This window comes from Microbacterium sp. NPDC012755, assembly GCF_042901325.1.
GTDB lineage: Bacteria > Actinomycetota > Actinomycetes > Actinomycetales > Microbacteriaceae > Microbacterium > Microbacterium natoriense.
The window spans coordinates 875,390-898,899 of sequence record NZ_JBIBCT010000001.1; the positions used below are offsets into that span (position 1 = coordinate 875,390).

The 23,510-nt window shown below is 69.5% G+C and carries 23 protein-coding genes and 1 tRNA gene; 14 read left to right on the forward strand and 10 right to left on the reverse strand.

Annotated features, from left to right (window positions below; all coding sequences use genetic code 11):
• Positions 1–5: 5 nt before the first annotated feature.
• Positions 6–923 (forward strand): helix-turn-helix domain-containing protein, encoded by a 918-nt coding sequence (locus ACFY5A_RS04125; protein ID WP_387231964.1) that lies wholly within the window; start codon positions 6–8, stop codon positions 921–923.
• A gap of 341 nt (positions 924–1,264) precedes the next feature.
• Here ACFY5A_RS04125 and ACFY5A_RS04130 read toward each other — a convergent pair whose 3' ends face one another.
• On the reverse strand, positions 1,265–2,473 hold the full coding sequence (locus ACFY5A_RS04130) for an MFS transporter (protein ID WP_341940983.1): 1,209 nt from the start codon (positions 2,471–2,473) through the stop codon (positions 1,265–1,267).
• A gap of 129 nt (positions 2,474–2,602) precedes the next feature.
• On the opposite strand from ACFY5A_RS04130, the gene ACFY5A_RS04135 reads away from it, so the two are divergent.
• Both ACFY5A_RS04135 and ACFY5A_RS04140 read left to right on the forward strand, forming a co-directional pair.
• Positions 2,603–3,643, forward strand: a complete 1,041-nt coding sequence (locus ACFY5A_RS04135) for a hypothetical protein (RefSeq protein WP_387231966.1) — start codon at positions 2,603–2,605, stop codon at positions 3,641–3,643.
• 167 nt (positions 3,644–3,810) lie between these two features.
• On the forward strand, positions 3,811–4,656 hold the full coding sequence (locus ACFY5A_RS04140; protein WP_387231968.1) for a serine protein kinase RIO: 846 nt from the start codon (positions 3,811–3,813) through the stop codon (positions 4,654–4,656).
• A 25-nt stretch (positions 4,657–4,681) separates the two neighbouring features.
• On the opposite strand, the gene speB is transcribed toward ACFY5A_RS04140, so the two are convergent.
• From speB to ACFY5A_RS04160, 4 genes are read right to left on the reverse strand one after another with little or no spacing between them, the layout of a single operon-like run.
• Complete coding sequence (gene speB, locus ACFY5A_RS04145; protein ID WP_387231970.1) at positions 4,682–5,632, reverse strand: agmatinase; 951 nt, start codon at positions 5,630–5,632, stop codon at positions 4,682–4,684.
• Positions 5,633–5,658: 26 nt separating this feature from the next.
• Positions 5,659–7,257, reverse strand: coding sequence for a thiamine pyrophosphate-binding protein (locus ACFY5A_RS04150; RefSeq protein ID WP_387231972.1), 1,599 nt, complete (start codon positions 7,255–7,257; stop codon positions 5,659–5,661).
• Positions 7,258–7,271: 14 nt separating this feature from the next.
• Positions 7,272–8,942 (reverse strand): amidohydrolase, encoded by a 1,671-nt coding sequence (locus ACFY5A_RS04155; protein ID WP_387231974.1) that lies wholly within the window; start codon positions 8,940–8,942, stop codon positions 7,272–7,274.
• On the reverse strand, positions 8,939–10,261 hold the full coding sequence (locus ACFY5A_RS04160) for an MFS transporter (RefSeq protein WP_105677056.1): 1,323 nt from the start codon (positions 10,259–10,261) through the stop codon (positions 8,939–8,941). The genes ACFY5A_RS04155 and ACFY5A_RS04160 overlap by 4 nt, the downstream gene beginning before the upstream one ends.
• A gap of 220 nt (positions 10,262–10,481) precedes the next feature.
• Here ACFY5A_RS04160 and ACFY5A_RS04165 point away from each other — a divergent pair, with 220 nt between their 5' ends.
• Entirely contained in the window at positions 10,482–11,387 is a 906-nt protein-coding gene (locus tag ACFY5A_RS04165; protein ID WP_105677054.1) for an Lrp/AsnC family transcriptional regulator, read from the forward strand.
• Here ACFY5A_RS04165 and ACFY5A_RS04170 read toward each other — a convergent pair.
• Positions 11,384–11,959 carry an ATP-dependent endonuclease gene (locus ACFY5A_RS04170; protein ID WP_341940977.1) on the reverse strand — a complete coding sequence of 192 codons (576 nt, stop codon included), beginning with the start codon at positions 11,957–11,959 and terminating at the stop codon, positions 11,384–11,386. The genes ACFY5A_RS04165 and ACFY5A_RS04170 overlap by 4 nt on opposite strands.
• Before the next feature lie 104 nt (positions 11,960–12,063).
• On the opposite strand from ACFY5A_RS04170, the gene ACFY5A_RS04175 reads away from it, so the two are divergent.
• Together ACFY5A_RS04175 and ACFY5A_RS04180 are read left to right on the forward strand one after the other, a co-directional pair.
• Complete coding sequence (locus tag ACFY5A_RS04175; RefSeq protein WP_387231977.1) at positions 12,064–13,464, forward strand: MFS transporter; 1,401 nt, start codon at positions 12,064–12,066, stop codon at positions 13,462–13,464.
• 9 nt (positions 13,465–13,473) lie between these two features.
• Positions 13,474–13,782, forward strand: a complete 309-nt coding sequence (locus ACFY5A_RS04180; protein WP_387231979.1) for a hypothetical protein — start codon at positions 13,474–13,476, stop codon at positions 13,780–13,782.
• Between the two features lie 55 nt (positions 13,783–13,837).
• Here the strand turns inward: ACFY5A_RS04180 and ACFY5A_RS04185 are convergent, their stop codons facing one another.
• Positions 13,838–14,395, reverse strand: coding sequence for a MarR family winged helix-turn-helix transcriptional regulator (locus ACFY5A_RS04185; protein WP_341940974.1), 558 nt, complete (start codon positions 14,393–14,395; stop codon positions 13,838–13,840).
• Between the two features lie 103 nt (positions 14,396–14,498).
• Here ACFY5A_RS04185 and ACFY5A_RS04190 point away from each other — a divergent pair, with 103 nt between their 5' ends.
• The gene (locus ACFY5A_RS04190) at positions 14,499–15,293 is read left to right on the forward strand and encodes a MarR family winged helix-turn-helix transcriptional regulator (RefSeq protein WP_387231981.1); all 795 of its coding nucleotides are present in this window, start codon (positions 14,499–14,501) and stop codon (positions 15,291–15,293) included.
• A gap of 217 nt (positions 15,294–15,510) precedes the next feature.
• Here the strand turns inward: ACFY5A_RS04190 and ACFY5A_RS04195 are convergent, their stop codons facing one another.
• On the reverse strand, positions 15,511–16,152 hold the full coding sequence (locus ACFY5A_RS04195; RefSeq protein ID WP_387231983.1) for a TetR/AcrR family transcriptional regulator: 642 nt from the start codon (positions 16,150–16,152) through the stop codon (positions 15,511–15,513).
• A gap of 72 nt (positions 16,153–16,224) precedes the next feature.
• On the opposite strand from ACFY5A_RS04195, the gene ACFY5A_RS04200 reads away from it, so the two are divergent.
• Positions 16,225–17,112 carry an alpha/beta fold hydrolase gene (locus tag ACFY5A_RS04200; RefSeq protein WP_387231985.1) on the forward strand — a complete coding sequence of 296 codons (888 nt, stop codon included), beginning with the start codon at positions 16,225–16,227 and terminating at the stop codon, positions 17,110–17,112.
• Here ACFY5A_RS04200 and ACFY5A_RS04205 read toward each other — a convergent pair.
• Positions 17,091–17,834: a hypothetical protein gene (locus ACFY5A_RS04205; protein WP_387231987.1), complete on the reverse strand. Its 744-nt coding sequence runs from the start codon at positions 17,832–17,834 to the stop codon at positions 17,091–17,093. The genes ACFY5A_RS04200 and ACFY5A_RS04205 overlap by 22 nt on opposite strands.
• Entirely contained in the window at positions 17,831–18,436 is a 606-nt protein-coding gene (gene dcd, locus ACFY5A_RS04210) for a dCTP deaminase (RefSeq protein WP_105677044.1), read from the reverse strand. Before dcd ends, ACFY5A_RS04205 begins: the two co-directional genes overlap by 4 nt.
• A gap of 326 nt (positions 18,437–18,762) precedes the next feature.
• On the opposite strand from dcd, the gene ACFY5A_RS04215 reads away from it, so the two are divergent.
• The 6 genes from ACFY5A_RS04215 (at position 18,763) to ACFY5A_RS04240 (ending at position 23,499) form a co-directional block, all read left to right on the forward strand.
• Positions 18,763–18,836: transfer RNA gene (locus ACFY5A_RS04215), tRNA-Gly, on the forward strand.
• Between the two features lie 354 nt (positions 18,837–19,190).
• The gene (locus ACFY5A_RS04220) at positions 19,191–19,316 is read left to right on the forward strand and encodes a hypothetical protein (RefSeq protein ID WP_341940968.1); all 126 of its coding nucleotides are present in this window, start codon (positions 19,191–19,193) and stop codon (positions 19,314–19,316) included.
• Positions 19,317–19,384: 68 nt separating this feature from the next.
• The gene (locus tag ACFY5A_RS04225; RefSeq protein ID WP_387231989.1) at positions 19,385–21,010 is read left to right on the forward strand and encodes a carbamoyltransferase C-terminal domain-containing protein; all 1,626 of its coding nucleotides are present in this window, start codon (positions 19,385–19,387) and stop codon (positions 21,008–21,010) included.
• 11 nt (positions 21,011–21,021) lie between these two features.
• The gene (locus ACFY5A_RS04230; RefSeq protein WP_387231991.1) at positions 21,022–22,086 is read left to right on the forward strand and encodes an S-adenosylmethionine decarboxylase; all 1,065 of its coding nucleotides are present in this window, start codon (positions 21,022–21,024) and stop codon (positions 22,084–22,086) included.
• Positions 22,079–22,903, forward strand: a complete 825-nt coding sequence (locus ACFY5A_RS04235) for a glycosyltransferase (protein ID WP_341940965.1) — start codon at positions 22,079–22,081, stop codon at positions 22,901–22,903. The genes ACFY5A_RS04230 and ACFY5A_RS04235 overlap by 8 nt, the downstream gene beginning before the upstream one ends.
• A complete protein-coding gene (locus ACFY5A_RS04240; RefSeq protein ID WP_341940964.1) occupies positions 22,900–23,499 on the forward strand; it encodes a PIG-L deacetylase family protein in 600 nt (199 codons plus the stop codon). Before ACFY5A_RS04235 ends, ACFY5A_RS04240 begins: the two co-directional genes overlap by 4 nt.
• Positions 23,500–23,510: the final 11 nt, after the last annotated feature.

Genomic DNA, 23,510 nt, shown 5'->3' on the forward strand with positions numbered 1-23,510 from the left:
AAGGCATGGTGACCGTCGACTCCGAAGCCCTCTCGCAGGTTCTCGGCGCCGTCGACCTCCGCGTCGGCGTCGGTCGACGCCGGATCCTGGATGCCGGTGCGCTGCTTCCGCTCGCGCCGGGTGCGGCGACGCTCGTCTACATCGCCCGCGGCGCCGTGCACGGCATCCCTCCGCTGGACTCCGGGTGCCGGCTGGACGTCGACCGCTCCTCGCACCTCATCGCCGTCGACATCCCCGGCCCGCGCGCCGCGCTGACGGCCGGCGACGCCTTCCTCACCGTGGGGCGCACCGCGCTCGCACTCGAGGCTGACGCCGAGACCACGCTGGTGGTCGTCGACCTGGAATGGGCCGACTCGGCGTCGACGCTCGACGCCGTGCTGCCCGACTACATCACCGTCACCGGATTCGACGTGCTCGAACCTGCGGCTGCGGCGCTGGCCGCCAGCATGGGCCCGACCGACCCGGCGGCCTGCGCGGTGCGCCAGGGTGATCCGCTGATCTGCCGCATGATGGCGACGACGGTGCTGCTGTCGGTCATCCGCGCCTGGGCGGCGAACGGCTGCGCCCCCGAGGGCTGGCCGTCGGTCTCGAAGGATCCGTTCCTCGACCGCGTCGTCGAGGCGATCCACGAGGAGCCCGGTCGCGAGTGGACCGTCGAACGCCTCGCCGGCGTCGGCGCCATGTCGCGCTCCGCGTTCGCAGAGCGATTCCGCAGCGCGATCGGCCGCTCCCCCGCCGACTACGTCACCGAGGTGCGCGTCGATGCGGCGAAGCGGATGCTGGAGGCGGGGCGTTCCGTCTCGGAGACCTCCCGCGAGCTGGGCTACGCCTCCGATGAGGGGTTCAGCCGCGCCTTCCGCCGCCGCACCGGCCTGACCCCGAGCGCCTGGCGCGCGGCATCCCACCTCCCCGTCTCGGCCTAGTCCCGCACCTCGCCCCTGCAGCCGCTTCTTCCGAGCACGACTTCGGACCTCCCCCGGCGCACTTCGGGCCTCCCCCGAGCACGACTTCGGACCTCCCCCGGCGCACTTCGGGCCTCCCCCGGGCACAACTTCGGACCCGACCAGGCGACACGCCGCCAGGACGACGCGACACGCCGCCGCCGGCATCCCTGCTCCGAAACTGTGCCCGCAGCCGTGCTCCGAAGCTGTGCCCGGCGTGCCCGCTCCGAAACTGTGCTCGGCGTGCCCGCTCCGAAGCTGTGCTCACGGGGGACTGCAGACGGAGGGTGTCACAGACTCCGACGCCGTGCCAGCGCGCGCGGCTACGCGACGGCGATACGTGGAGCCCGCGCCCGGTTCGATGCGCCGAAGAGCACCGCGCCGAGGAGCAGCGACACGGCGCCGACCACGTAGACGAGCTCGATGCTCAGCGTGTCGACGAGGAGTCCGCCCACACCGGCCGCGATCGTGATCGCCGCCTGGAAGCCCACGACGACGAGGCTGCCGCCGGCTTCGAGGCGATCCGGCATCCGGTGTCCGACCCAGGTGTTCGCGACGATCAGCCAGGACGAGAAGAAGAAGCCCCACACGAGCACGACGACCGCGACGCCGACGATCGAGCCCGAGAAGACGATCATCGAGATCACGGCGACCGCGATCACCACGGGCGCGAAGACCGCGAAGAACGCGAAGGTGCGGTCGATCACGAGTCCGATGGCGATGTTGCCCGCCAGGCCGCCGAGGCCGAACAGCGCGAGGAGCACGACGATCGTGGAGGCGTCGACCTCGGGGATGCGCTCGAGAGCGAGCCGCACGTACGTGTAGGCGAGGAAGTGCCCGAGCACGACGAAGATGTGACCGGCCATGCCGAGGCCGATGCCGGGGCGACGCAGCGTGTCGACGAGGAGGCGGATGCTGGAGGCCTGAGCCGCGGGCACCGAGGGGAGCGTGAACCGCAGCGCGACCGCGAGCACCACCATCAGCGCGCTGGCGATGCCGAACACCATGCGCCAGTCGACGAGCTCGGAGAGCATGACGCCGAGCGGAACCCCGGCGACCGTGGCCAGGGAGACGCCGGCCGACGTGAACATGACCCCGCGTCCGAGCCGGTCGGGGCCGGCGAGGGCCGCGGCGACCGTGATCGACATCGACCAGAACGCGCTGATGGCGGCGCCCAGCAGGAACCGCGCCGCCAGCACGATGACGAGGTTCGGCGCGAACGCCACGATGAGGTTCGACACGGCCGCGGCGAGCGCCATCCACACGAGCAGCGATCGTCGGTCGAGACGAGGGAAGATGAGGCCGATGGTCGGCGCCACCACGAGACCGACGAGCGCGGTCACGGTCACGGTCTGCCCCGCCTGCCCCGGGGTGACCCCCAGCGCGTCGGCCATCTCGGTGAGGACGCCGTTGGGCAGGAACTCCGCCGTCACCAGCAGGAACCCCATCAGCATCAGCACGATGAGCCCGCCGTAGCGCATGCGCTCGACGGGGGCGGAGCCGATGGTGGGAACGGGGGCGGTCGTCGTCATGGTTCCACCTTCGCAGGCTCCGGATGCCGTCGCCCGACGTCGCGTCCACGGCATCCGACCATTCGTCCGGGGCAGTCCGTGGTCGGTCGGGATCGGGAGCCTCCCAGGTCGGCCCTGCAGGGTGGTCGCATGCACAGGAGACGGCGGAACGGCGGATGGATGCTGACGGGAGCCGGGGTGGCCGCCGTGCTGGCGACGGCGCTGACGGGGTGCGCGCCGCAGCCGGGGCCCTCCGACTGGACCCTCGCACCGATCCCGTTCGGCGCCGAGCGCACCGACATCGCCTACGGCATGTACCATCTGACGCCCGACGGCGACGGCGGCTTCTGGGCCGTGTCCTCGGGGTCCTGGCTGCACGTCGACGCCGAGGAGAAGACGGTCGCGAGGTTCAATGCTCCGCTCGACTCCCCCCTTTCGCGGGTCACCGCGATGGCGACGCTCTCCCCGACCGAGCTCGTCGTGGTGCGCGACGAGGGCGCCCCCGTGCTCGCGGTTCTCGACACCTCGACCATGAGCATGCGCGATCTGCCCGGCGAGGCGCCGAGCGGATCCGGCGGACCCACGGACTTCGGCGACTTCGAGTTCGGCGACGTCGCGGTCCAGTCCGGTGCGGCGATCGTCATCCGCTACCGGGTGGGCGACGACGGCGGACTCGGCTACGAGGTGCTGCGGGTCTCTCTCGACGACGGCGCACGGACCCTGCTGCATTCCGAGCCGCTGGACTGGAGCGATGCGCCCGGATCATCGCCCGACCTTCCCCCCGTCGACGTCGACGTCGACGCGACGGGTGCCATCCACCTCGCCACCCGCACCGCCAGGGTCGTCCTCGAACCCGACGGCGACGAGAGATCCCGGGCTGCGCAGAACGCGGAGCGCCCTCACGTCGCTGTCGCCGCCGACGGGACGGCCCTCTGGTGGGGCGGAGGCGCCCGCGACTCCGCCGAGCAGGGTGTGGTCGTCGGCGGCTCATCCGAGGCCCGCGCGAGCATCGAGGCGCGCTCGGGGTGCGCGGATGCACTGCTCCTGACCGACGCCGGCGGCGACGAGCATCCGCTGCCGTTCCTGTGCGGGGCGAACGCCGCCGCGCGGGTCGGTGATTCCTGGGTCGTCGCGATCGGGGGCGAAGGCGACGGGGTGCTGGTGCGTCTCGTTCCGCCATCCCGGTCGTGACAACCGCCACCGCCGAGGGTAAGCTCGACGGCGCACCGGGAAGAGCCCGGGAAGAACGAGCGAGAGGAGCCGAGAAGATGACGAACGTCTTTGTCGCGCCCCTCGCCGACATCCTTCCCTGAGGTCGCCGCCTGTGTGGCCTCCTGGCCACCACGGAGCAATCAAAAGTGACCGATCCCCTCGCGTCCTTCGACGCACTCGAACTCTCCCTCACCTTCGCCGACGTCGAACCCGGCGACGGGCAGCGCTGGACCACCTGGCCGACCACCATCCCCACGCAGCGCGGACCGCTGCCGTGGCCCTCCTGGATCGTGACGGATGCCGGCGCGCTCGACACCGAGCTCGGCATCCTCAAGACCGGCAAGGAGGCCGACGTGTTCCTGCTGGAGCGCGCCGTGCCCGACGACCCCGATCAGCGCACGCTGCTGGCGGCGAAACGGTACCGCGGCGAGGAGACCCGCAGCTTCCACCGCTCGGCGATGTACACGGAGGGTCGCGGCGTGCAGAACACGCGCGACGCCCGCGCGCTCGCCAAGAAGTCCTCCCACGGCCGTGGGGTCGCGGCATCCGCCTGGTCGATCGCCGAGTTCGACGCCCTGTGCCGGATGCACGAGCTCGGGGCGCCCGTGCCGTACCCGGTCCAGGTGAACGGCACCGAGATCCTGATGGAGTTCATCGGCGACGAGTCGGGCACGGCCGCGCCGCGGCTGGCGCAGGTGCGCTCCTCACGCGAGGAGCTCGCCGGCTTCTACACCCAGATCGTGGAGATCATGCGGGTGTTCGCCGCGGCGGGCTTCGCGCACGGCGACCTGTCGGCGTACAACCTCCTCGTGCACGAGGAGCGTGTGCGGGTGATCGATCTGCCGCAGATCGTCGACATCATCGCCAATCCGCAGGGCCTCGACCTGCTGCACCGCGACTGCGTCAACATCTGCGACTGGTTCGCCCGGCGCCGCGTGGACTGCGACGCCGAGGAGCTCTTCGCCGAGCTGCTCGCGGCATCCTTCGTGTGAGGACGCGGCCGGTGCCGCCCCTGCGTCAGTCGCGCGCGAGCTGCGCCGCGATCAGCGTCACCAGCTCGTAGACGACGTGGCTCGCGGCGATGCCGGTCATCTGCGCGTGGTCGTAGGCGGGCGACACCTCGACCACGTCCGCTCCCACGATGGTCGTCGCCGACAGGGCGCGGAGGATGCGCAGCAGCTCGCGGCTCGTGAGGCCGCCGGCCTCCGGAGTGCCGGTGCCGGGGGCGTGCGCGGGGTCGAGCACGTCGATGTCGATCGAGACGTAGAGCGGACGGTCGCCGATGCGCTGCAGGATGCGCTGGATGCCGGCCTCGACGCCATGCTCCTCGATGTATTCGCTCGACACGATGGAGAAGCCCAGGCGCTCGTCGTCCTCGAGGTCCTGCTTGGAGTAGAGCGGACCGCGGGTGCCGACGTGGCAGCTCGCGGTGAGGTCGATCAGGCCCTCCTCGCTCGCGCGGCGGAAGGGCGTCCCGTGCGTGATCGGGGCGCCGAAGTAGGTGTCCCAGGTGTCGAGGTGGGCGTCGAAGTGCAGCACGGCGACCGGACCGTGCTTCGCCGCGACGGCCCGCAGCAGCGGCAGGGCCACCGTGTGGTCGCCGCCGATCGTGACGATGCGCGAGACCTGCTCGCCGAGCGCCAGCGCCGCGCTCTCCACCTCGTTCACGGCCGCGGTGATGTCGAAAGGGTTCACCGGGATGTCTCCGGCATCCACCACCTGGGCGATCGCGAACGGCGACACGTCCTGCGCGGGGTTGTACGGCCGCAGCAGGCGGGACGACTCGCGCACGTGCGACGGCCCGAACCGGGTGCCTGGGCGGTAGCTCACCCCGGAGTCGAACGGGATGCCGACGACGGCGATGTCGGCGCGCGGCACGTCCTCGATGCGGGGAAGCCGTGCGAAGGTGGCGATCCCGGAGTACCGCGGGTTCTGGGAGGCGTCGATGGGTCCGACGTTCTCGGTCATGGTGGGTCCTGTCTGTCGGATGCTGTTCAGAGGGCGTTCTGCGGGATGTGCACGAGCTGCACGCCGCCGTCGGCGATGGCGTCGCGGATGCTCGCCGCGATGTCCTCCCGGCGCTCGACGCGGCGCCCGGTCGCGCCGAAAGCGGTCGCGAGGGCCGCCCAGTCGGGCTGCACGAGATCGACGCCGACCGGGGTCATCCCTCGATCGACCTCGTTCTGACGGATCTCGGCGTATCCGCCGTTGTCGACGCACACGACCGTGACGTCGAGACGCTGCTCGATCGCCGTGACGAGCTCGTTGACGCAGAACATGAGGGCTCCGTCGCCGATCACGGTGACGGCCGGGCGGGAGTCGTCGGCCACGCGGGCGCCGATCGCGGCGGGCAGTCCGTAGCCGAGGGTCGCATAGGTGGGCGTGTAGAGCAGGGAGTGCGGATGCTGCGACCGCAGCACGCTCCCCAGTGCCATGTAGACGATCTGCGAGGAGTCCCCGGCGACGATCGCGTCGTCGGGCAGCGCCTCGGCGATGATCTCGGCGAGCGCGACGGTCTCGGGGGCTGTGTCGCGCATCTCCGCGTCGATCGCGGCGCGCTCGGCCGCGAGGTCGCGCGGAGGGCGGTCGCCGGATGGCAGGTGCGCGAGCAGGGCGTCGACCACCGCCGCGGCGTCGCCAGCGATCCCGACCGTGGCCGCGAGGTTCTTGTCGAGTTGCGCGACGGAGATGTCGATGCGCACCACGGCTCCCCGTGCCTCCAGCCGGGGAGCCCACAGCTCGGCCTCCCCCAGCTTCGAGCCGACGACGAGCAGCACGTCGGCGTCTTCGGCGACCGCGCGGGCCGCGGCGAGACGCAGGTTCGATCCGAGGGACAGCGGATGCCGCTCGTCGACGACGCCCTTGCCGTTCAGGGTCGTCAGCACCGGGGCGCCGAGACGCTCGGCGAGCGCGGTGACGCCGGTCGCGGCATCCGTCGATCCGCCACCGGCGACGATGACCGGGGTCACCGCGCTCGCGAGCAGACGCGCCGCCTCGGCGACGCCGGCCGGGTCTCCCGAGTGAGGGGACGGCGCCGGCCTGGGGAGCCGGTGCGCCTCGGGGACGCCGGCCGGCGCCTCCAGCACGTCGAGGGGGATCTCGATGTGCACGGGGCGGGGACGCCCGGTGCGGAACAGCGCGAAGGCGTCGTGCACGGCATCCACCGCCTCCGCCGCCGTGGTGACGCGGCGCGACCACTCGGCGATCGCGCCGACCATCGCCGTCGCGTCCTTCGTCTCGTGCAGGGTGCCCACGTCGGCGAACTCGGAGCCGAGCGGCACACCCGGCGAGAGCACGAGCAGCGGACGCGACTCGCAGAAGGCCGTGCCGATCGCGCTCATGGCGTTCTGCAGTCCCGGCCCGGAGGTCGTGATGACCACCCCGGGGAGTCCGGTCTGCTGCGCCCACCCGTCGGCGCCGTAGCCGGAGCCCTGCTCGTGGCGGTTCGTCACCGCGCGGATGCCGAGGTCGGCGAGCGGGCGGTACAGCTCCAGGTTGTGGGTGCCGGGGATGCCGAACACCGCCGTCACCCCGTAGCCGCGGATGGTCTCCAGGACCGCCCGCCCCGCCGTGTCCGCGTACTGATCGGTCATGATGGCATCCTCCCTCACGCCGCCGAGTGGCGGCGCGTGCCGTCGACCCAGGTCTCGCGGACGACGATCGCGGAGATCGTCTCGGGGGCCACGGCGAGCGGATCGTCGGACAGCACGGCGAAGTCGGCGTACTTGCCGACCTCGAGCGTGCCGAGGTCGTCTTCGCGGCCGATCGAGATGGCGCCCTCGATGGTGTGGGCACGCAGCGCCGACAGCGCCGAGATGCGGAGGTCGTCGGGGCCGAGGGTGTGGCCGCGGCGCGTCACGCGGGTGACGGCGGTCTGGATCGCCTCGAGCGGGATGGGCTCGGCCACGGGAGCGTCAGAGGAGATGGTGAAGCCGACCCCCGCGCGCTCGAACTCGCCGAGCGGGTTGAACCGCTCGCCGGGGGTGCCGATCGCCTGCTCCACGCCCTCGCCCCAGTTGAAGTAGTGCTGCGTCTGGTTGACGGGGCGGATGCCGGAGGCGGCCATGCGCTCGATCTGCTCGGGGGTGGGCAGCCCGCAGTGCTCGATGCGGTGCCGGGCGTCGGCGTCGGGGCGCTCGGCGAGCGCGGCCTCGATCGCCGAGACGACCATCTCGATCGCCGTCGGGGACTGCGCGTGCGTCGCCGTCTGCAGGCCGGCGGCGTGCGCCTTGCGGATGAGCTCGGCGTACGCGGCGGGCTCGTGGTACAGCTGTCCGGTGCGGCACGGGTCTCCGACGTACCCGTCGGGGAAGTACGCGGTCCAGCCGCCGAGCGTGCCGTCGGCGTAGAACTTGATGCCGGCGAAGCTGAGGTGGGCGTTGCCGAACTGGCCGACCAGCCCCATCTCCAGGGCCTCGTCGAGCAGGTGCGACAGCAGGTACATCGAGACGCGCAGCTCCAGGCGGCCCGCCTCGGCGAGACGCAGGTACATGTCGAACTCGCGGCGGGTGACCTGGCAGTCGCCGATCGAGGTGACGCCGCCGGCGAGGAACCGCTGGGTGGCGGCATCCAGCTGACGCAGGTGCTCCTCCGGCTCGTCGGCGAGGTGGAAGTTCGGTCCGTGGTGACCGATCTTCACGCCGTGCACGCCCGTGAGGATGTTGCACGCGGCATCCGAGAGCTCGCCCGTCAGCTCGCCGTCCGCATCGCGGAAGAACTCGCCACCCGCGGGGTTCGGGGTGTCGCGGTCGATGCCGCCGGCCGCGAGCGTGTACGAGTTCACGACGCCGCCGTGCCCCGACGCGTTCATGAGGTACACCTCGCGATCGGAGGCCACCTCGTCGAGCTCGAAGCGGGTCGGATGCCGCTGCTCGACGAGGTTGCGCTGCTCGTAGCCGTAGCCGCGCACCGGTCGCCCCTCGGGGGCGTCGGCCGCCGCCGCGCGCAGCAGCGCCACGATCTCGGGGATGCTGCCGGCCCTGTCGGGTCCGCAGTCCACCCAGGTCATCATCTGGCCGAACATGAGCGGGTGGGCGTGCGCGTCGACGAACCCGGGGACGATCACGGCATCGCCGAGGTCGATCCGCTCCGGGGCGAGGCCGGCGCGCTCGGCGGCGGCCTCGCACTCGGCCGCGGTGCCGATCGCGACGATCCGTCCACGGTCGGTCAGCATGGCGGACGCCGTGGTGGCGACGGCATCCGCCGTGTGGATCGCCCTGGCCGTGATCAGGAGGGGCTCGGTCTGGGCCGAGCGGTCGAAGGGGGAGAGCTTTCTCATGGGAGCGGGTTCGCAGTCGTGTCGGTGCGGGCGGTGAAGGATGCCGTGACGGGAGCCTCGTCGGAGTGCTGCGGCGCGAGTCTGGTGCAGACTCCGGCGATGACGGCCATGCCGATGAACATCGCGATGACCGACCAGATGCTGCCCGTCCAGGCGACGAGCTGGGTGGCGAACCAGGGAGAGAACCCGGCCCAGATCGCCGCGCCCACACCGTACGACAGCGCGATCGAGGTGTAGCGGGCCTGCGGACGGAACATCTGCGCGAGGATCGCGGCGATCGGGGCGTACGTCGCGCTCATCGCGATGCGCACCAGCGAGGCGAACAGGAAGATCAGCGGCTCGACCCTGCCCGGCATCACGAGCAGGAACGGGATGAACGTCAGCACCGAGGTCACGAGGCCGATGTACATGATGTTCTTGCGACCCCACTTGTCGCCGAGCCAGGCCACGGGGAGCGTGACGACGAACTCCACGAAGGAGGCGATGGTCATGGCGTCGAGGATGACCTGCTCGCTGATGGCGATGGGCTCGCCGGTCGCGTAGGCGGTCGCGAACGTTGTGGCGAGGTAGTAGCCGCCGGTGGAGATGGGCAGGATGCCGATGCCGAGGAGGATCGGCAGCCAGTTGGCGCGGAGCGCGAACCCGAGGGGCATGGACTGCTTGCGGCCCTCGACCTTCTGCTCGAACACCGGGGACTCCTCGACGCGGTAGCGCACCCAGAAGCCGACGCCCACGAGCACGATCGACAGCAGGAACGGGATGCGCCAGCCGCCGTTGAGGATGAAGTCGTCGCCGCCGCGGGACATGATCGCGAAGATGCCGGAGGCGAGCAGGGCGCCGGCCGGGTTGCCGAGCTGCGTGAAGCCGCCGTAGAAGGTCTTCTTGCCCGCGGGGGCGTGCTCGACGCTCATGAGCACCGCACCTCCCCACTCGCCGCCGACCGCGAGACCCTGCAGGGCGCGGAGGATGATGAGCAGGATGGGGGCGGCGATGCCGATGTCGGCGAAGGTCGGCAGGCAGCCGACGAGCACCGTGGCGACGCCCATCATGAGCAGGGTGATCACGAGGGAGACGCGGCGGCCGAACTTGTCGCCGATGTGGCCGAAGATGATGCCGCCGAGCGGACGCACGAGGAACGCGACGGCGAAGGTGGCGAAGGCCCGGGAGGTCTCGACGAGCGGATCGCCGCTCGGGAAGAACAGGGGGCCGAACACGAGAGCCGCGGCCGTCGCGTAGACGTAGAAGTCGTACCACTCGATGGTGGTGCCGACGAAGGCGGCGATGCCTGCGCGTCGCGCCCTGGTGGTGGTGGAGTTCATGGAGCCCGCTCCTTTGCGGAAGATGTCGGATAGCGAAGGATGCTACGGGCGTCTGAGCCCCTCGACAAGGTCAGAACTCCAGCGAGAAGACTCATTCACTGGAGTTCTGTCACCTATCACAGGCAAAAGTGTCTCTTGTGACACGCGTGGCCCATCCTGCACTGTATTCATGTACGCACTCGCGTGCGTTCGCCGGTAATCGAGCACTTTCGGGACGACCATGGATTTCGACGCCGATCTCATCCGCGCACTGCAGGAGGACGGACGCGCCAGCATCCGCTCCCTCGCCGACCGCCTCTCGCAGACGCGCGCCGCCGTGGCCGCGCGCCTGCGCGTGCTGCTCGACGACCGCACCGTGCGCGTCGTCGCCGCCGTCGACCCGGTGTTCCTCGGACAGCACGTGCTCGCGCACGTGTCGATCCGCACCGAGGGCGCGGCGGGCGTCGTCGCCGCGCCGCTGCGCGACATGACGGAGACCGTGTTCGTCTCCTCGGTCGGCGGGGCGCACGACCTCGTCACCGAGGTGCGCCTCGGCTCGATGGCGGAGCTGCACGACCTCCTCGCGCGCATCAGGGCCCTCGACGGGGTGCTCGACATCAACACGATCATCTACTCGACCGTCGTCAAGGGCTTCTTCGTCTCGGAGTACCACGGCGACATCACCCTCGACGCGATCGACGAGGCCCTCATCGAGCAGCTCCAGATCGACGGACGCAAGAGCTTCCGCGCCCTCGGCCAGGCCGTGCGGCTCTCCCCGTCGGCGGTCGCCACTCGCGTGCAGCGCCTGATCGACGGCGGCGTCATCAAGATCAGCGCCGTGGAGGCGAGAGGCCTCGCGCACCGGCAGCTGTCGATGGGCGTCGGGGTGAACCTCGATGACGACACCGCCATCGTGCAGGAGCTGCGCACCGGACGCGGCGTCGACTTCGCCGCGCGCACCCTCGGCCGCTTCGACATCGTCGCGACGCTGGTCGAGCCGTCGGCCGGAGCCCTCTACGCAAGCCTCGAACGGCTGCGCGCCCTGCCCGGCGTCACCCGCATCGAGGCGTGGCTGCACCTCGCCGTGCTCAAGGAGGACTACGCCCGCACGCTGCGCGACCCCCGCATCAGCGTCGAGGGCCGCTAGACCGCAGGAGATGGCCGCTGTGATCCGGCGAGCGCGGCATCGAGCAGCGCGACGAGGGGGCGCGGCATCCGATCCAGGGGGATGGCGTCGATCACGTCGGCCGCGAACCGCGCCTTGCGTCCGGCCGCCGTTCCCGCGAACCGGTGGAGCTGATCCTCGACGGCGCGCTCGCGCTGCGCTGGCTGCCCCTGGAACACCCGGAAGCGGGCGAGCTCTCCCCGCGCGTCCAGCGTCTCGACGACGAGTTCGGGGCCGGCGGCGGCGATCGCCTCGTCTTCCAGATCGCGCTCGCAGCCGAAGAATCCGACGCGCTCGGGGTCTGCGGTGGAGTCGAGCACCCCGAGGTCCGACAGCACCCGTCGCACGTAGGCGCCCTCCGCGGCGTCGTAGAGGCCGAGGACCCGCACGTCGTCCGTCTGCGCGAGAAGGTCGCGGAGCACGGCGCGCAGATTGGTGATCCCGTCGAGGTCGACGAGGTCGAGCGCGTCGACTCCGACGTCGAGTCGTCGCGAGGCGGCCTCGAAGGCGAGCCTGTCGCTGGCCCCTTCGAACAGCACGACCGTTCGCGTCATCGCATCCGCCTCGACATGCGTCGACCCTACCCCGCTGGTCGAGTGCGCCCTGCCGCACGGCGCGCCGTCACCGCCCGTTCACCGGCCGCCGCCAGACTTCCCTCATGAGCGAACCCGAAGAGCGCGCCGAACCCCTGGCGACCGCGAGGAGCGGCGCCGTCGGCGTGATCGGCCTCGACCTGCGCGGCGACACCCCTGCTCCGAAGAAGCAGGTCTACTCGTGGGCGCTGTGGGACTGGGCGACGCAGCCGTTCAACTCGGTGATCCTCACGTTCATCTTCACGGCGCTGTATCTGGTGGGCCCCGACTTCCTGCCCTCCGACATCGCCGCCCTCGGCGAGAAGGACCCGGTGCGCGTGGCTGCCGAGGCCGAACTCGCCTCGGGCCTCGGGCTCGGCAGCACCATCGCGGCGCTCGCGATCCTGCTGCTCGCCCCCGTGCTCGGCCAGCGGGCGGATGCCGCGGGCAAGCAGAAGCTGTGGCTCGGCATCGGCACCGGCGCGCTCATCGTCAGCATGTTCGGGCTCTGGTTCGTGACCCCGCAGGTGAGCATGTTCTGGGTGGGGGTGGCGCTGATCTCGGCGGGCACCGTGTTCCAGGAGATCGCGGCGGTGAACTCCAACGCGATGCTGATCGGCATCGCCAACCAGAAGACGATCGGCCGCATCTCCGGGCTCGGCTGGGGCTTCGGCTACATCGGCGGCATCATCGCCCTCGTGATCGTGGTCGTGCTCGATGCGTTCGACTGGTTCGGGATGTCCACCGACAACGGCCTGCCGTTCCGGCTGATCGCCGTCGGGTGCGCGGTGTGGGCGATCGTGTTCAGCATCCCGATCTTCCTCAACGTGCCGGAGCCGTCGCTGGGGCGCCCGGAGCGCAAGGTGGGCTTCTTCGCCTCGTACGGCCTCCTCGTGAAGGACGTGACCGGCCTCTACCGCTCCCCCGAGACCCGCAACACCTTCTGGTTCCTGCTCGCGAGCGCGGTGTTCCGCGACGGACTCAGCGGCGTGTTCACGTTCGGCGCCGTGATCGCCTCAAGGGTCTTCGGCTTCGAGTTCCAGCAGCTCGTGATCTTCGGCATCGCGGCGAACCTCATCGCGGGTGTCTCCACGATCATCGCCGGCGTCTTCGACGACCGGTTCGGCCCCAAGCGCATCATCCTGCTCTCGCTGGCGTCCATGACGATCGCCGGCCTCGTGGTGTTCTTCCTGCGCGACGGCGGCACGATGGTGTTCTGGATCGGCGGGCTCGTCCTGTGCGCGTTCGTCGGACCGGCGCAGGCCGCGGCGCGCTCCTTCCTCGCCAGGGTCACCCCCGCGGGGCGCGAGGGTGAGATCTTCGGCCTCTACGCCACGACCGGCAGGGCGGCGAGCTGGATGGCGTCCGGCGCGTGGACGCTGCTGATCGTCCTCACCTCGCAGACCGCGTTCGGCATCCTCGGCATCGTCGTCGTGCTGATCGCCGGGTTCCTGCTCCTGCTGCCGGTCAAGTCCGGCCGCTCGTAGGATCGGCGCATGCCCGTGCCGGACGGCCCCTCGCGGGACGTCGTCGTCGTCCCCGAATGGTTCGGCGGCGGGATGATGCTGAGCTGGCTGCCGCTGTCGATCGGCGTCCGGCGCCGCCTCAAGGCCTGGAACCAGATCTGGGAGGAGGTCTTGGATCCCGTCACCGAGATCCGATGGCCTGATCCAGACGTGGGCCGACAGTGGATCGCCGAAGGTGAAGCGCTGGTCCATGACATCCAGGACGAGCTGGGCCCGTCCTATCGGGTGCGCGGCGAATTCGCCGCCTATGACCCGGACGCCCGGCCTCCCAGCGCCTGAGCCCGTCGAGGCGACCTCCGGCCGGTGACCGGAGCCCCGACCTGGCGGGCCTGACTCACTGCCCCCAGTTGTCGGCGAGTTTGTTCAGCAGACGCGCGAGCTCTGCGCGCTCATCATCGGTGAAGGCGGCGAGCGCCTTGCCGAGGACCTCGCGACGCTCTCCCCTCATGCCCCGTGCGAGGCGACGGCCCTCATCGGTCAGGGCGATGCGCGTGCGCCGGGCGTCGTCGGGGTCGGCCTCGCGGCGCACGAGGTCGTGCGCGACGCCCTGCTGCACGAGGCGGGAGGCACGCGGCTGATCGACGCCGATCGCCGCGCCGAGGTCGCTCACGCTGAGCGGAGCGGATGCCGCGGCCAGCGCTTCCAGCATCCGCATCCGGGCGGGACCGCCGAAGCGCCCGCTGGGGTCGGTCATCCACGGGGGGCCGGGGAAGCCGCCGCGGCCGGGGTGTCCGCCGCGGCCGCCTCTGCCCTCGTGGTCGTCGTGGCCGAAGTGCTCGGGGTGGGGTCCGCCGTGCCAGCCGCCGGGTCCTCGCCCGCCGGGTCGCCGGCCGCGCAGCCGCGACAGTGCCTGGGCGATGGTCTCTGCCGGATCGTTCTCTGCTGCGCTCACGATTCGATTTTACATGCGACTTGACATGCATTAGAACTCATGTCACCATACATATACATGCACTGTGACAAGCACATGCACACTGACATCTAAGGACTTCACCATGAACACCTCTGACAACACACAGAACCCACGCCCCTTCGGCTACTGGATCACCGCGACCGATCGCCTGATGGCGGCCGAGTTCGCCACCGCCTTCGAGCGCGAAGGAGCGAGCCGCCGCGACTGGCGCCTGCTCAACGTGATCGACGGCACGGTCCCCGCGTCACGCCCGCTGCACCCCGGCAAGGTCCGTGCACTGGTCGAGCGCGGCTGGGTCGAGCAGACCGCCGACGGCTGGACGCTCACCGACGACGGCCGCGCTGCCAAGGAGCGCCTCGCAGCGCTGGTCGACAACATCCGCGCCACGGTGACGGATGCCGTCAGCCCCGACGACCTCGCGACCACCCTCGCGACTCTCGAGCAGATCGCCCGCGCCTTCGGCTGGGACGAGAACACCCCCCTTCCCCGTCGCCGCGGAGGCCGCGGCTTCGGCCGTCGCCACGGGCATCCGTTCGGACGCGGTCGCGGATTCGGCCCGTTCCGCGGAGGATTCGGTCCCGGTTTCGGCCCCGGCTTCCGCGCAGGGTTCGGCCCCGGCTTCGGCCCCGGCGACGAGCACGGCGACGACTGCGGCCACGCGCACGCGCACCGCCACGGCGCCGACGCCGAGAACGGCCACGACTCCCCCGCGGAGCACCGCCGCGGCTTCGACGGAGGGCGCGGACACCGCTTCGCCCCCGAGTTCGGCCACGGCCGCCCTCACCACAGGCACGGCGACCACCGTGCGGCCCGCGCCGCGCAGCACGCGTACGAGCGCGGCTTCGACGCCGGCTACTCCCGCGGTCGCGACGCCTGACCCCGCCTAGCAACGCCCCTCGCTCACGCACCGCGACCCGCGGTCGTCGAACGGGGGGCGTCGCCATGCCCACGCGGAGCCTCGCCCCGTGTCGACGCGCTCCGCTCGTTCGACGACCAGGGCATCCCGGTCGTTGAGCGCGACGCGCAGCGACCGAGACGAAACTCCCCGAGCCTCGTACAACCTCCGACGGGGCGGCGGCGGTTCCGCGCGCGACTCAGAGGTCGAGCAGCCCCACGACCGCGGCATCCGCACCGGCATCCGTCAGCCGTCCGCGCATTGCCGCGGCGGCGACCGAGTACGGACGCTCGTCGCGCATCATGAGTGAACGGGAGTTCGCCTCCTCGTTGAGCGCGATCAGCTCGAACGCGAGCACCTCGGGATCGTCGACGACGAGCTCGCCCGCCGCGACCGCGTGCCGCACCTGCGCCTCGACATAGCCGTACCAGTCGACGAGCGCCGTGCGCACGGCGTCGCTCACCGGCCCCGGCTTCGAATCGACGTCGGCCGCGGTGGCCGCGAAGAAGCACCCGCCCGTGAACACCCGGTCGCGCGAGTAGATCAGCGCGTTGCGCAGGAGAAGGGCGAGGCGGCGTGCACCCCGGGGCTCCGTGCGCGCAGCATCCACGATCCGCGTCGTGAAGATCTCCCTGGCGGCGGCGATCGTCGCGAGCTGCAGCCCTTCCTTGCTCTGGAACAGGGTCGCGATGCTGCTCTTGCTCGACCCCGACGCCTCGGCGAGGCGGCCGATCGTCAGCCCGTCGAGACCGTCGACCGAGGCGAGGTCGGTCGCACTCGCGAGCACCACGCGCCGCGAGGCATCGCCGCGGACCCTGCGCCCGTCAAGAATCTCCGACATGCTCCTAGTATACGAACGATCGTTCGCGTACTATACGTATGATCGTTCGTATTCTTCGTCGGAAGGATCCCCATGCCCTCCCTGTCCGAGCTCATCGCCGGCGGCATCCGCCTCGCATCCACGGTCTCCCCGTCACTGGGCGGCGATCTGGCCTACCGCGCGTTCTTCAGCACGGCGCCGCAGATGCCCGTGCACCCCCGCGACGAGGCGACCCACGCCGATGCGCAGACCACGACCCTGCGCGTGAACGACGCCGACATCACGGCCTACGAGTGGGGCTCGGGCGCGCGCGCCGTCCTGCTGCTGCACGGCTGGAGGGGCCGCGCCTCGCAGTTCGCGCCGCTCGTGCGCGAGCTTGTGGCCGAAGGGTTCCGCGTGGTCTCCTTCGACGCTCCGGCGCACGGCTCGTCGGCCGGACGCCGCACCGACATGCGCGATTGGATCGAGGCCGCCGAACAGCTGCAGACCGTGTACGGACGCTTCGACGCGATCATCGGCCACTCCTTTGGCGCCCTGGCCGCACTGACCGCTGCGCGCACGAGCGTGCCGACCGACACGGTCGTCGCCGTCTCCGGCGCCGCGAGCCCCGCGGCGTTCGTCGAGGAGTTCGCGCGCGAGTTCCGGCTTCCGGCCGCGGCGGTGACGCGGATGGAGCGGCGTTTCCGCGACCGCCTCGGCGTCGACGAACGGCAGCTCGAGGAGACATACGACGCCGTGCGGCATCCGCTCCCGGACTCCGTCGACCTGCTCGTCGTGCATGATCGCGCCGACGGCCGGATGCCGGATGCCGATTCGCTTCGTCTGCACGCCGCACACCAGGGGCGTTCGCGGCTGCTGCGCACCGAGGGATTCGGGCACACGCGGATCCTGCGGGCGGACGCCGTGCTCGACGCGGTCATCGAGCAGCTTCAGGGAGCGGGTCGCGCGGCGGCGGAGGCTCAGAGCGGCAGCGCGAGGTAGAGCTGGTACGCGGCCTGCTCGGAGAAATCGGCGGCGTCGTTGGCCGGAGCCTCGATCAGGTACAGCCGACCGACCTCGTGCGGAGTGGACTGCGCATCGAGGTGCCACAGCACCCGGCTGGTCAGGGCGCCGTCGTAGTCGTAGCGGGTGCCGGATCCGTCGTCGAACACCGTGGTCTGGAACACCGGCTCGCCGATGCGCGTCCCGAGGTCCTTCACGGCCTGCGCCGCCTGCTCGTCGGTGTCGAACTGCAGCACCGTGAGCGTTCCGGTGCCGAGGTCCGACGTGAAGACCGCGGTCGCCGCGGCCGTCGCCCCGACCTCGGGCTCGGCATCCGACCATCCGGCCTCGGCGGTCCATGCACCCGCATCGACGCCGATCTCCGACTCCAGCGCACCGCACAGCTCGCCGCATTCTCCGGCGCGCACGGGCTGCGGGTCGTCGGGCTCCTGCTCGACGACGGCCGGCTTCTCCGTGTCGGCATCCCCTCCGCGATCACCGATCGCGCTGAGCAGGCCGGTGGTCAGCATCACGATCGCCACCGTCAGGCCGAGCAGCAGCGTCGCGCTCGCGGCGATCACCGTGATCACCACCACACGGCTGCGTCGCCGGACGCGGGCGACCTCCTGCGATTCCTCGGCGTCATCGCCGTCGGACTCCACCGGCGGCGTCGGCGCTGCGGGCGGCCGGTAGACGTCCTCCGGCCGCTCGGGCCCCGTCATCCCCCGAGCGCCCCGACGTCGGTGGTCCCGACGTTCGTGCGGTGGAAGTTCTGGAACGAGCGGGATGCCGTCGGCCCGCGCTGCCCCTGGTAGCGGTTGCCGTAGGGGCCGGAGCCGTAGGGGTTCTCGGCGGGAGAGGTCAGACGGAAGAAGCAGAGCTGGCCGATCTTCATGCCCGGCCACAGCTTGATCGGAAGGGTCGCGACGTTCGCGAGCTCCAGGGTCACGTGGCCGGTGAAGCCCGGGTCGATGAATCCCGCCGTCGAGTGGGTGATGAGGCCCAGCCGACCGAGGGACGACTTTCCTTCGAGGCGTGCGGCGATGTCGTCGGGGAGCGTGACCTGCTCGAACGTCGCCCCGAGGGCGAACTCCCCCGGGTGCAGGATGAACGGCTCGTCGGGGTCGACCTCGATCAGACGCGTCAGCTCCGGCTGATCGACGGACGGGTCGATGAAGGGGTACTTGTGATTGTCGAAGAGGCGGAAGTAGCGGTCGAGCCGCACGTCTATGCTCGACGGCTGGATCATCTCCGGCGCGTGCGGTTCGAGGCCGATCCGGCCGGATGCGAGTTCTGCCCTGATGTCGCGATCGCTGAGAAGCACGCGACCAGCCTACTCGGCGGGGCCAGGACGTCCTCGACCGATGACGCCGTCCTCTCGGCCCCGCCTCCGCCAGAACTCCGGAGTCTCGGCCTTCTCCGACCTCTCCAGCCTCCAATCCCCTCCGTCTGCCGCGGATCTCCGGAGTTCTGGCGCCTCCGTCGACATGACGCACCCCGTCGACGTGACGCCCCCTCGGCTCACAGCCCCACCACGCCACGCGGCTCCACGGCTCGCAGTTGGCGACGGCATCCGCGCCGTTTTGCCAATCACGGGGCGCCGGGTAGTCTGGCCGTACCCCGTTCCCGCGACTTCGCGGCGAGCGATCCGGGGCTGTAGTTCAATGGCAGAACTTCTGCTTCCCAAGCAGACAGCGCGGGTTCGATTCCCGTCAGCCCCTCCACCTCAGTGCTCACGTGAGATTCGGCGATGATGCGGTTTCTCCGTCGTCTCGTTCCCTGTGCACCCGGCCCGCGGCGTCGCACCGAAAAGAATTCCCTCCCCGCATGCGCGAGCGGAGACACGACTCTCGGTTGCGCATCCTCGCCCCCCCGGCTCCACACTCGCGGCCACGAGTTTCGCGACTTCTGTCGCCCTCCGCCTGAACCGCCTACCATTCGGCACAAAACGCCCAAACGGGAGTCGCTGAATGCTGTAGTACCAATATTCATTGCGGATTTGTCCCCCAAATGGGGGACAAATCCGCTCACTGCTGTCTGTTACGTTGCATAAACGAAAATTCGTAAGGAGGTGTGACATGGCAAAGCAGGAAAATGCGCAGGATCTCGCAACGTTCGAATCTGACTTCACGTGGGAGGACACTCGAGTCGTCGACGACACGGAGTCGACGTTCTTCGGTGGAATCTCCTTCGCGAAGCTGTGATCGAAGCACAACCGCGGGGATGAACGGCCACCGGCCGTTCATCCCCGCTCGAAGAAAGGCGTTGACTCATGCTCGTTCTCGGCGTGAACGGCTACTTCGGCGCTGACCACGACGCCGGAAGTGCTCTCCTCCGAGACGGAGAGCTCATCGCAGCGGTCGAAGAGGAACGACTGACCAGGTCGAAACGTGCGATCCACGCCAAGCCTGAACTCTCCGTGAAAGAAGTACTCGACATCGGCGGCCATGCCGCCGATGACATCGACGTGATCGCGTACCCATGGCGCCCCTCCCCCTTCCGACTCGACCCCGCCGAGCAGAAGCGCCGGATAATTGCGCATCTGAGGTCATGTGGCCTGAAAGTCCGGAACAATGTCGATGTCGAATTCATTGCACATCATGAGGCGCATGCGTGGTCAGGTATCGTCTTCACTCCCGAGGAGCGTCGAGTACAGTGCGATGTCGTGGTCGTCGACGGCTCAGGGGAAAGCACGTCAGGCGGACGATTCATATTCAAGCACGACACTCTTGAATATAAGACTTCTTTCACATTCGAGTCATCCATCGGTTTCTTCTACGAAGCGGCCACGACCCTCGCGGGATTCAGCTGGGGCGAAGAGGGAAAGCTCATGGGACTCGCCTCTTATGCCGACCCGGAAGCCGTACCCGTCGAGACCGCCGCGCGTCTGGCGTCCCTTCTCGCCGCAGAGGATGCTGCAGACGAACTACCCGAGCTCACACGCGACTTCATGGAAGTGATCCGAGGCTGGCACTCCCACCTCCTGGACGGGCGCGACCACCCTCGAACTTTCGTCGAGCGGGCTCGACTCGCTGCCCTGGCGCAGCGCGCCCTTGAGATGAGAATCCATGACCTCGTTCGCGACTGCGACGCACCAACCGTGGTGCTTGCCGGGGGGACAGCCTTGAACTGCACCAACAACGGTCGGCTGGCGACGTCGCTCGCCGAACGAGGTCAGCTCCTCATCGTGCCACCCTGCGCCAGCGATACGGGAATCGCCATCGGCGCCGCAGCCTCTGCCGCGTCCAGACACGGAGCGATTCGATCGACGACTTCCGCTCTGCAGGGACGAGCATTCTCCGCCGACGACTTCGCGCGCACGGCCGGGACAGAGCTGTCCCTCAAGGACGCTGACGCAGACGACCTCGCGCTCCGTCTCGCGGAAGGACAGATCATCGGATGGGTAAACGGTCGGGCCGAGATCGGCCCCCGTGCCCTCGGGGCGAGAGCGATCCTCGCACGCCCCTCATCGACGCGTACGAGAGACAGGGTGAATCTGCTGAAAGGCAGAGAGACGTGGCGCCCTCTCGCTCCTTCCGTGACCGACGTCGAGCATACGCGCTCGTTCGTTGGTGTACCCAATGCGTACATGCTCATGGCGGCCACTGTTTCCCCCGAAGCCACGGGGCTCGCCGGAGTCACTCACGTGGACGGGACCGCCCGTCCCCACGTCGCCCGTCCCGACCAGCACGCCTATGGAGACGTGATCCGCCAGCTTGCGAAGGCCACGAGCGGACCGGAAGCCGTGACATGCACCTCGTTCAACGCAGCAGGAGAGCCCATGGTCTATTCGCCGGCGGACGCGATCCGCAGCGCCCGCATGATGGGCCTGGACGCGATCGCCGGAGAGGGCTGGGTCGCAGAACTGCGGTCGGGTTCCGGATCGGACCGATCGTGAGCGTTGGGAAGATGATCGCAGCCAAGACGGTCCACTCAGTCTTTGAGAGGTGTGATCCTCGCGCGCTCTCATCGCGCAGCGGCGCAAGGTCGATCATCGGCAGCGCCTGCGAGGCACTGGGAGCGCCCGCACGCCTCATGACCGAGTATGACTTCGGTCGTCACGGCCGCTCACTCGTCGCAATCCTCGACGATTCCCACTGCTCACTCCACATCTGGCCTGACGAGAGCCGAGCCGTCTTCGAGATCTTCACATCTGGGGGAGCCGACGTGACAGGCATCCTCTCCTCCGCCGCATCGTCGTTGGGGGCCGTCAGAACCGAAGTCCGCAGCAACGCACGCGAGTTCACGCCCGAGGCGGTGTCGCCGTACCCGCACTTCCCCGAGTACGTGCTTGCAAGGACGCCGCTCGGGACATTCGCTCCTGCCGAGTACCGCCGCGGGGTGGGCAGGGCCTACATCCTCGAGCCGGAAGCGATCAGTTGGCAGAGCTTTTTCGCATCCGATTCCTACGCGCCCCCACCTGGGAAAGACATACTCCTACTCCACCCCTGCTCCTGGGCGAAACCCTACGACTTCTCGCACTTCATCTCTCAGCTGCGAGGCATCACCGACCAGTTCCCGCGTATCCATCGCGCAATCATCTCCAACGTCGGAGTCGTTCCTTTCGAATATCAACTGAACGAGTTCTTCTGCAGCTACGACTACGTCGACCTGGCCCAGGATCAGTCTGACGAACAGCGTCGGGCGATGACCGAGGAGTTCCGCACCGTGACTGGTGAGCGCATCGAGGCGTACCTCCGCGCGCACTCCGACGACTACTCGGCAGTAGTGTTGCTCGGGCACCCGGTCGGCGGCGGATACTGGGAGACGGTGAGCCGCGTGGCCCGGGAGCTCAAGAAGCCAGGATTCCAGGCGCCCTCGGCAGCTACATACCGCGAGGCGACCCTAGCGACCGCTCACGATAGAGACATCGACGCTCCGCTGTTCGCGCCTGATTCCCTGGGCGAGCTGGAGAGACGCGTGAAGTCCCTGCTGAAGGCCGTCGACGCGGCGGCGGGCGGCGCAGATGGCTGACATCACTGTCGTGGTGCCGGTGCGCGACGACCTCCGTATCACGCGATGCCTCCGCTCGTTCGACTGCGACGGCGCGCGGCCGCTTGTCGTTCTCAACGACGCCACGGAGCCGGTGAGACGTGCCGTGGCACAAGCGGGCGTAGACACGCTCGATCTTCCCGATGCTGGCGGGCCTGCAGCATGCGAACGCGGAATCGAAGCCGCCGGCACCCATCACGTCTTGATGATGGACAGCGACTGCGTCTTTCTCCCCGGAACATTGGCTGCGTTCAAGGGAGCGGCTGGATCCGCTGACCTCGTGCGCGGGGTCACTCTCTTCCGCCACCACACCTCGTCTGAGCGGTTGGTGTCGAAGGTGCGCGCGCGCCACACCAACTCGCCGCACATGGTGTTCAAGGTTCCTCTGCTCATCGACCGCAGAATCCGCGACCGGATCGGCGGCTACGTCTTCGACGACCGCCTCGCTTGGACGGAAGACTTCGACCTCACGGTGCGGGCCAAGAAGGCAGGGCTCGGCGTGAGGCGCCTGCGCGACGCCGTCGTGCTCCACGATGCGCTGAGCATCAGGCGCGACCTCGTGTCGTCATTCCGCTACGGACAGGGTCACCGCCAAGGCGTGTCGCTCCACCTCGAGGGATACCGTCCCGTGTCTCGGTTAGGCGCGCTGCGCGGATTGATGCCGACCGCGAAGCGATACGGATTCAGAGACGCCCTGTACGGACTCGTCTCCAACATCTCGTTCGCCGCCGGTTACGCCCGCGCGACCGCGGGTGTGGAAGAGCATCACCCTCAGTCGCAGAAGGAGGCACGCGAGTGAAGTCCCGCCTGGTGATCGCTGCGCACGCCGACGACGAGACCATCGGATGCGGCGGGATGATCGCGAAGTATGCGCGCCAGGGCGCTGATGTCTTCGTCGGCGTGCTCACGCGGGACCCAGATGACGAGGCGCATCAACTGCGGCGCGAGGAAGCCCGCGGAGCGTGGGGGCTTCTGGGCGCACGTGAGGCAGGTTGGGCCTCTCTACGAGCTCATCCACTCATCCGCGATGCGGCAGTCGTCGACATCGTGGGAGAGTGGCTCACCACGATGCGTCCCGAGATCGTCTTCATCCCGCACCCAGAGGAACAGGATCCCGACCACGCCACGGTCGCGCAGATCGTGGGCAGCGCAAAGCTCTCCACAGGGTCGACCTGCACCGTTCTCGGCTACGAGGTGTGGACGCCGATGCAACGACCGCTGTTGTTCGAAGACATCTCGACGGAGATCGAGACCAAGCGCGCAGCGATCGAGTACTTCGCGTCGCAGACGGCGAGACGCGACTATGCAGATGGGGCAACTGGGCTGAACAGATACCGGGGCTCGACCTCGGGCCGAGGAACATACGTCGAGGCGTTCTGCGCGGTGCCCCTATGACGAGCGCAACG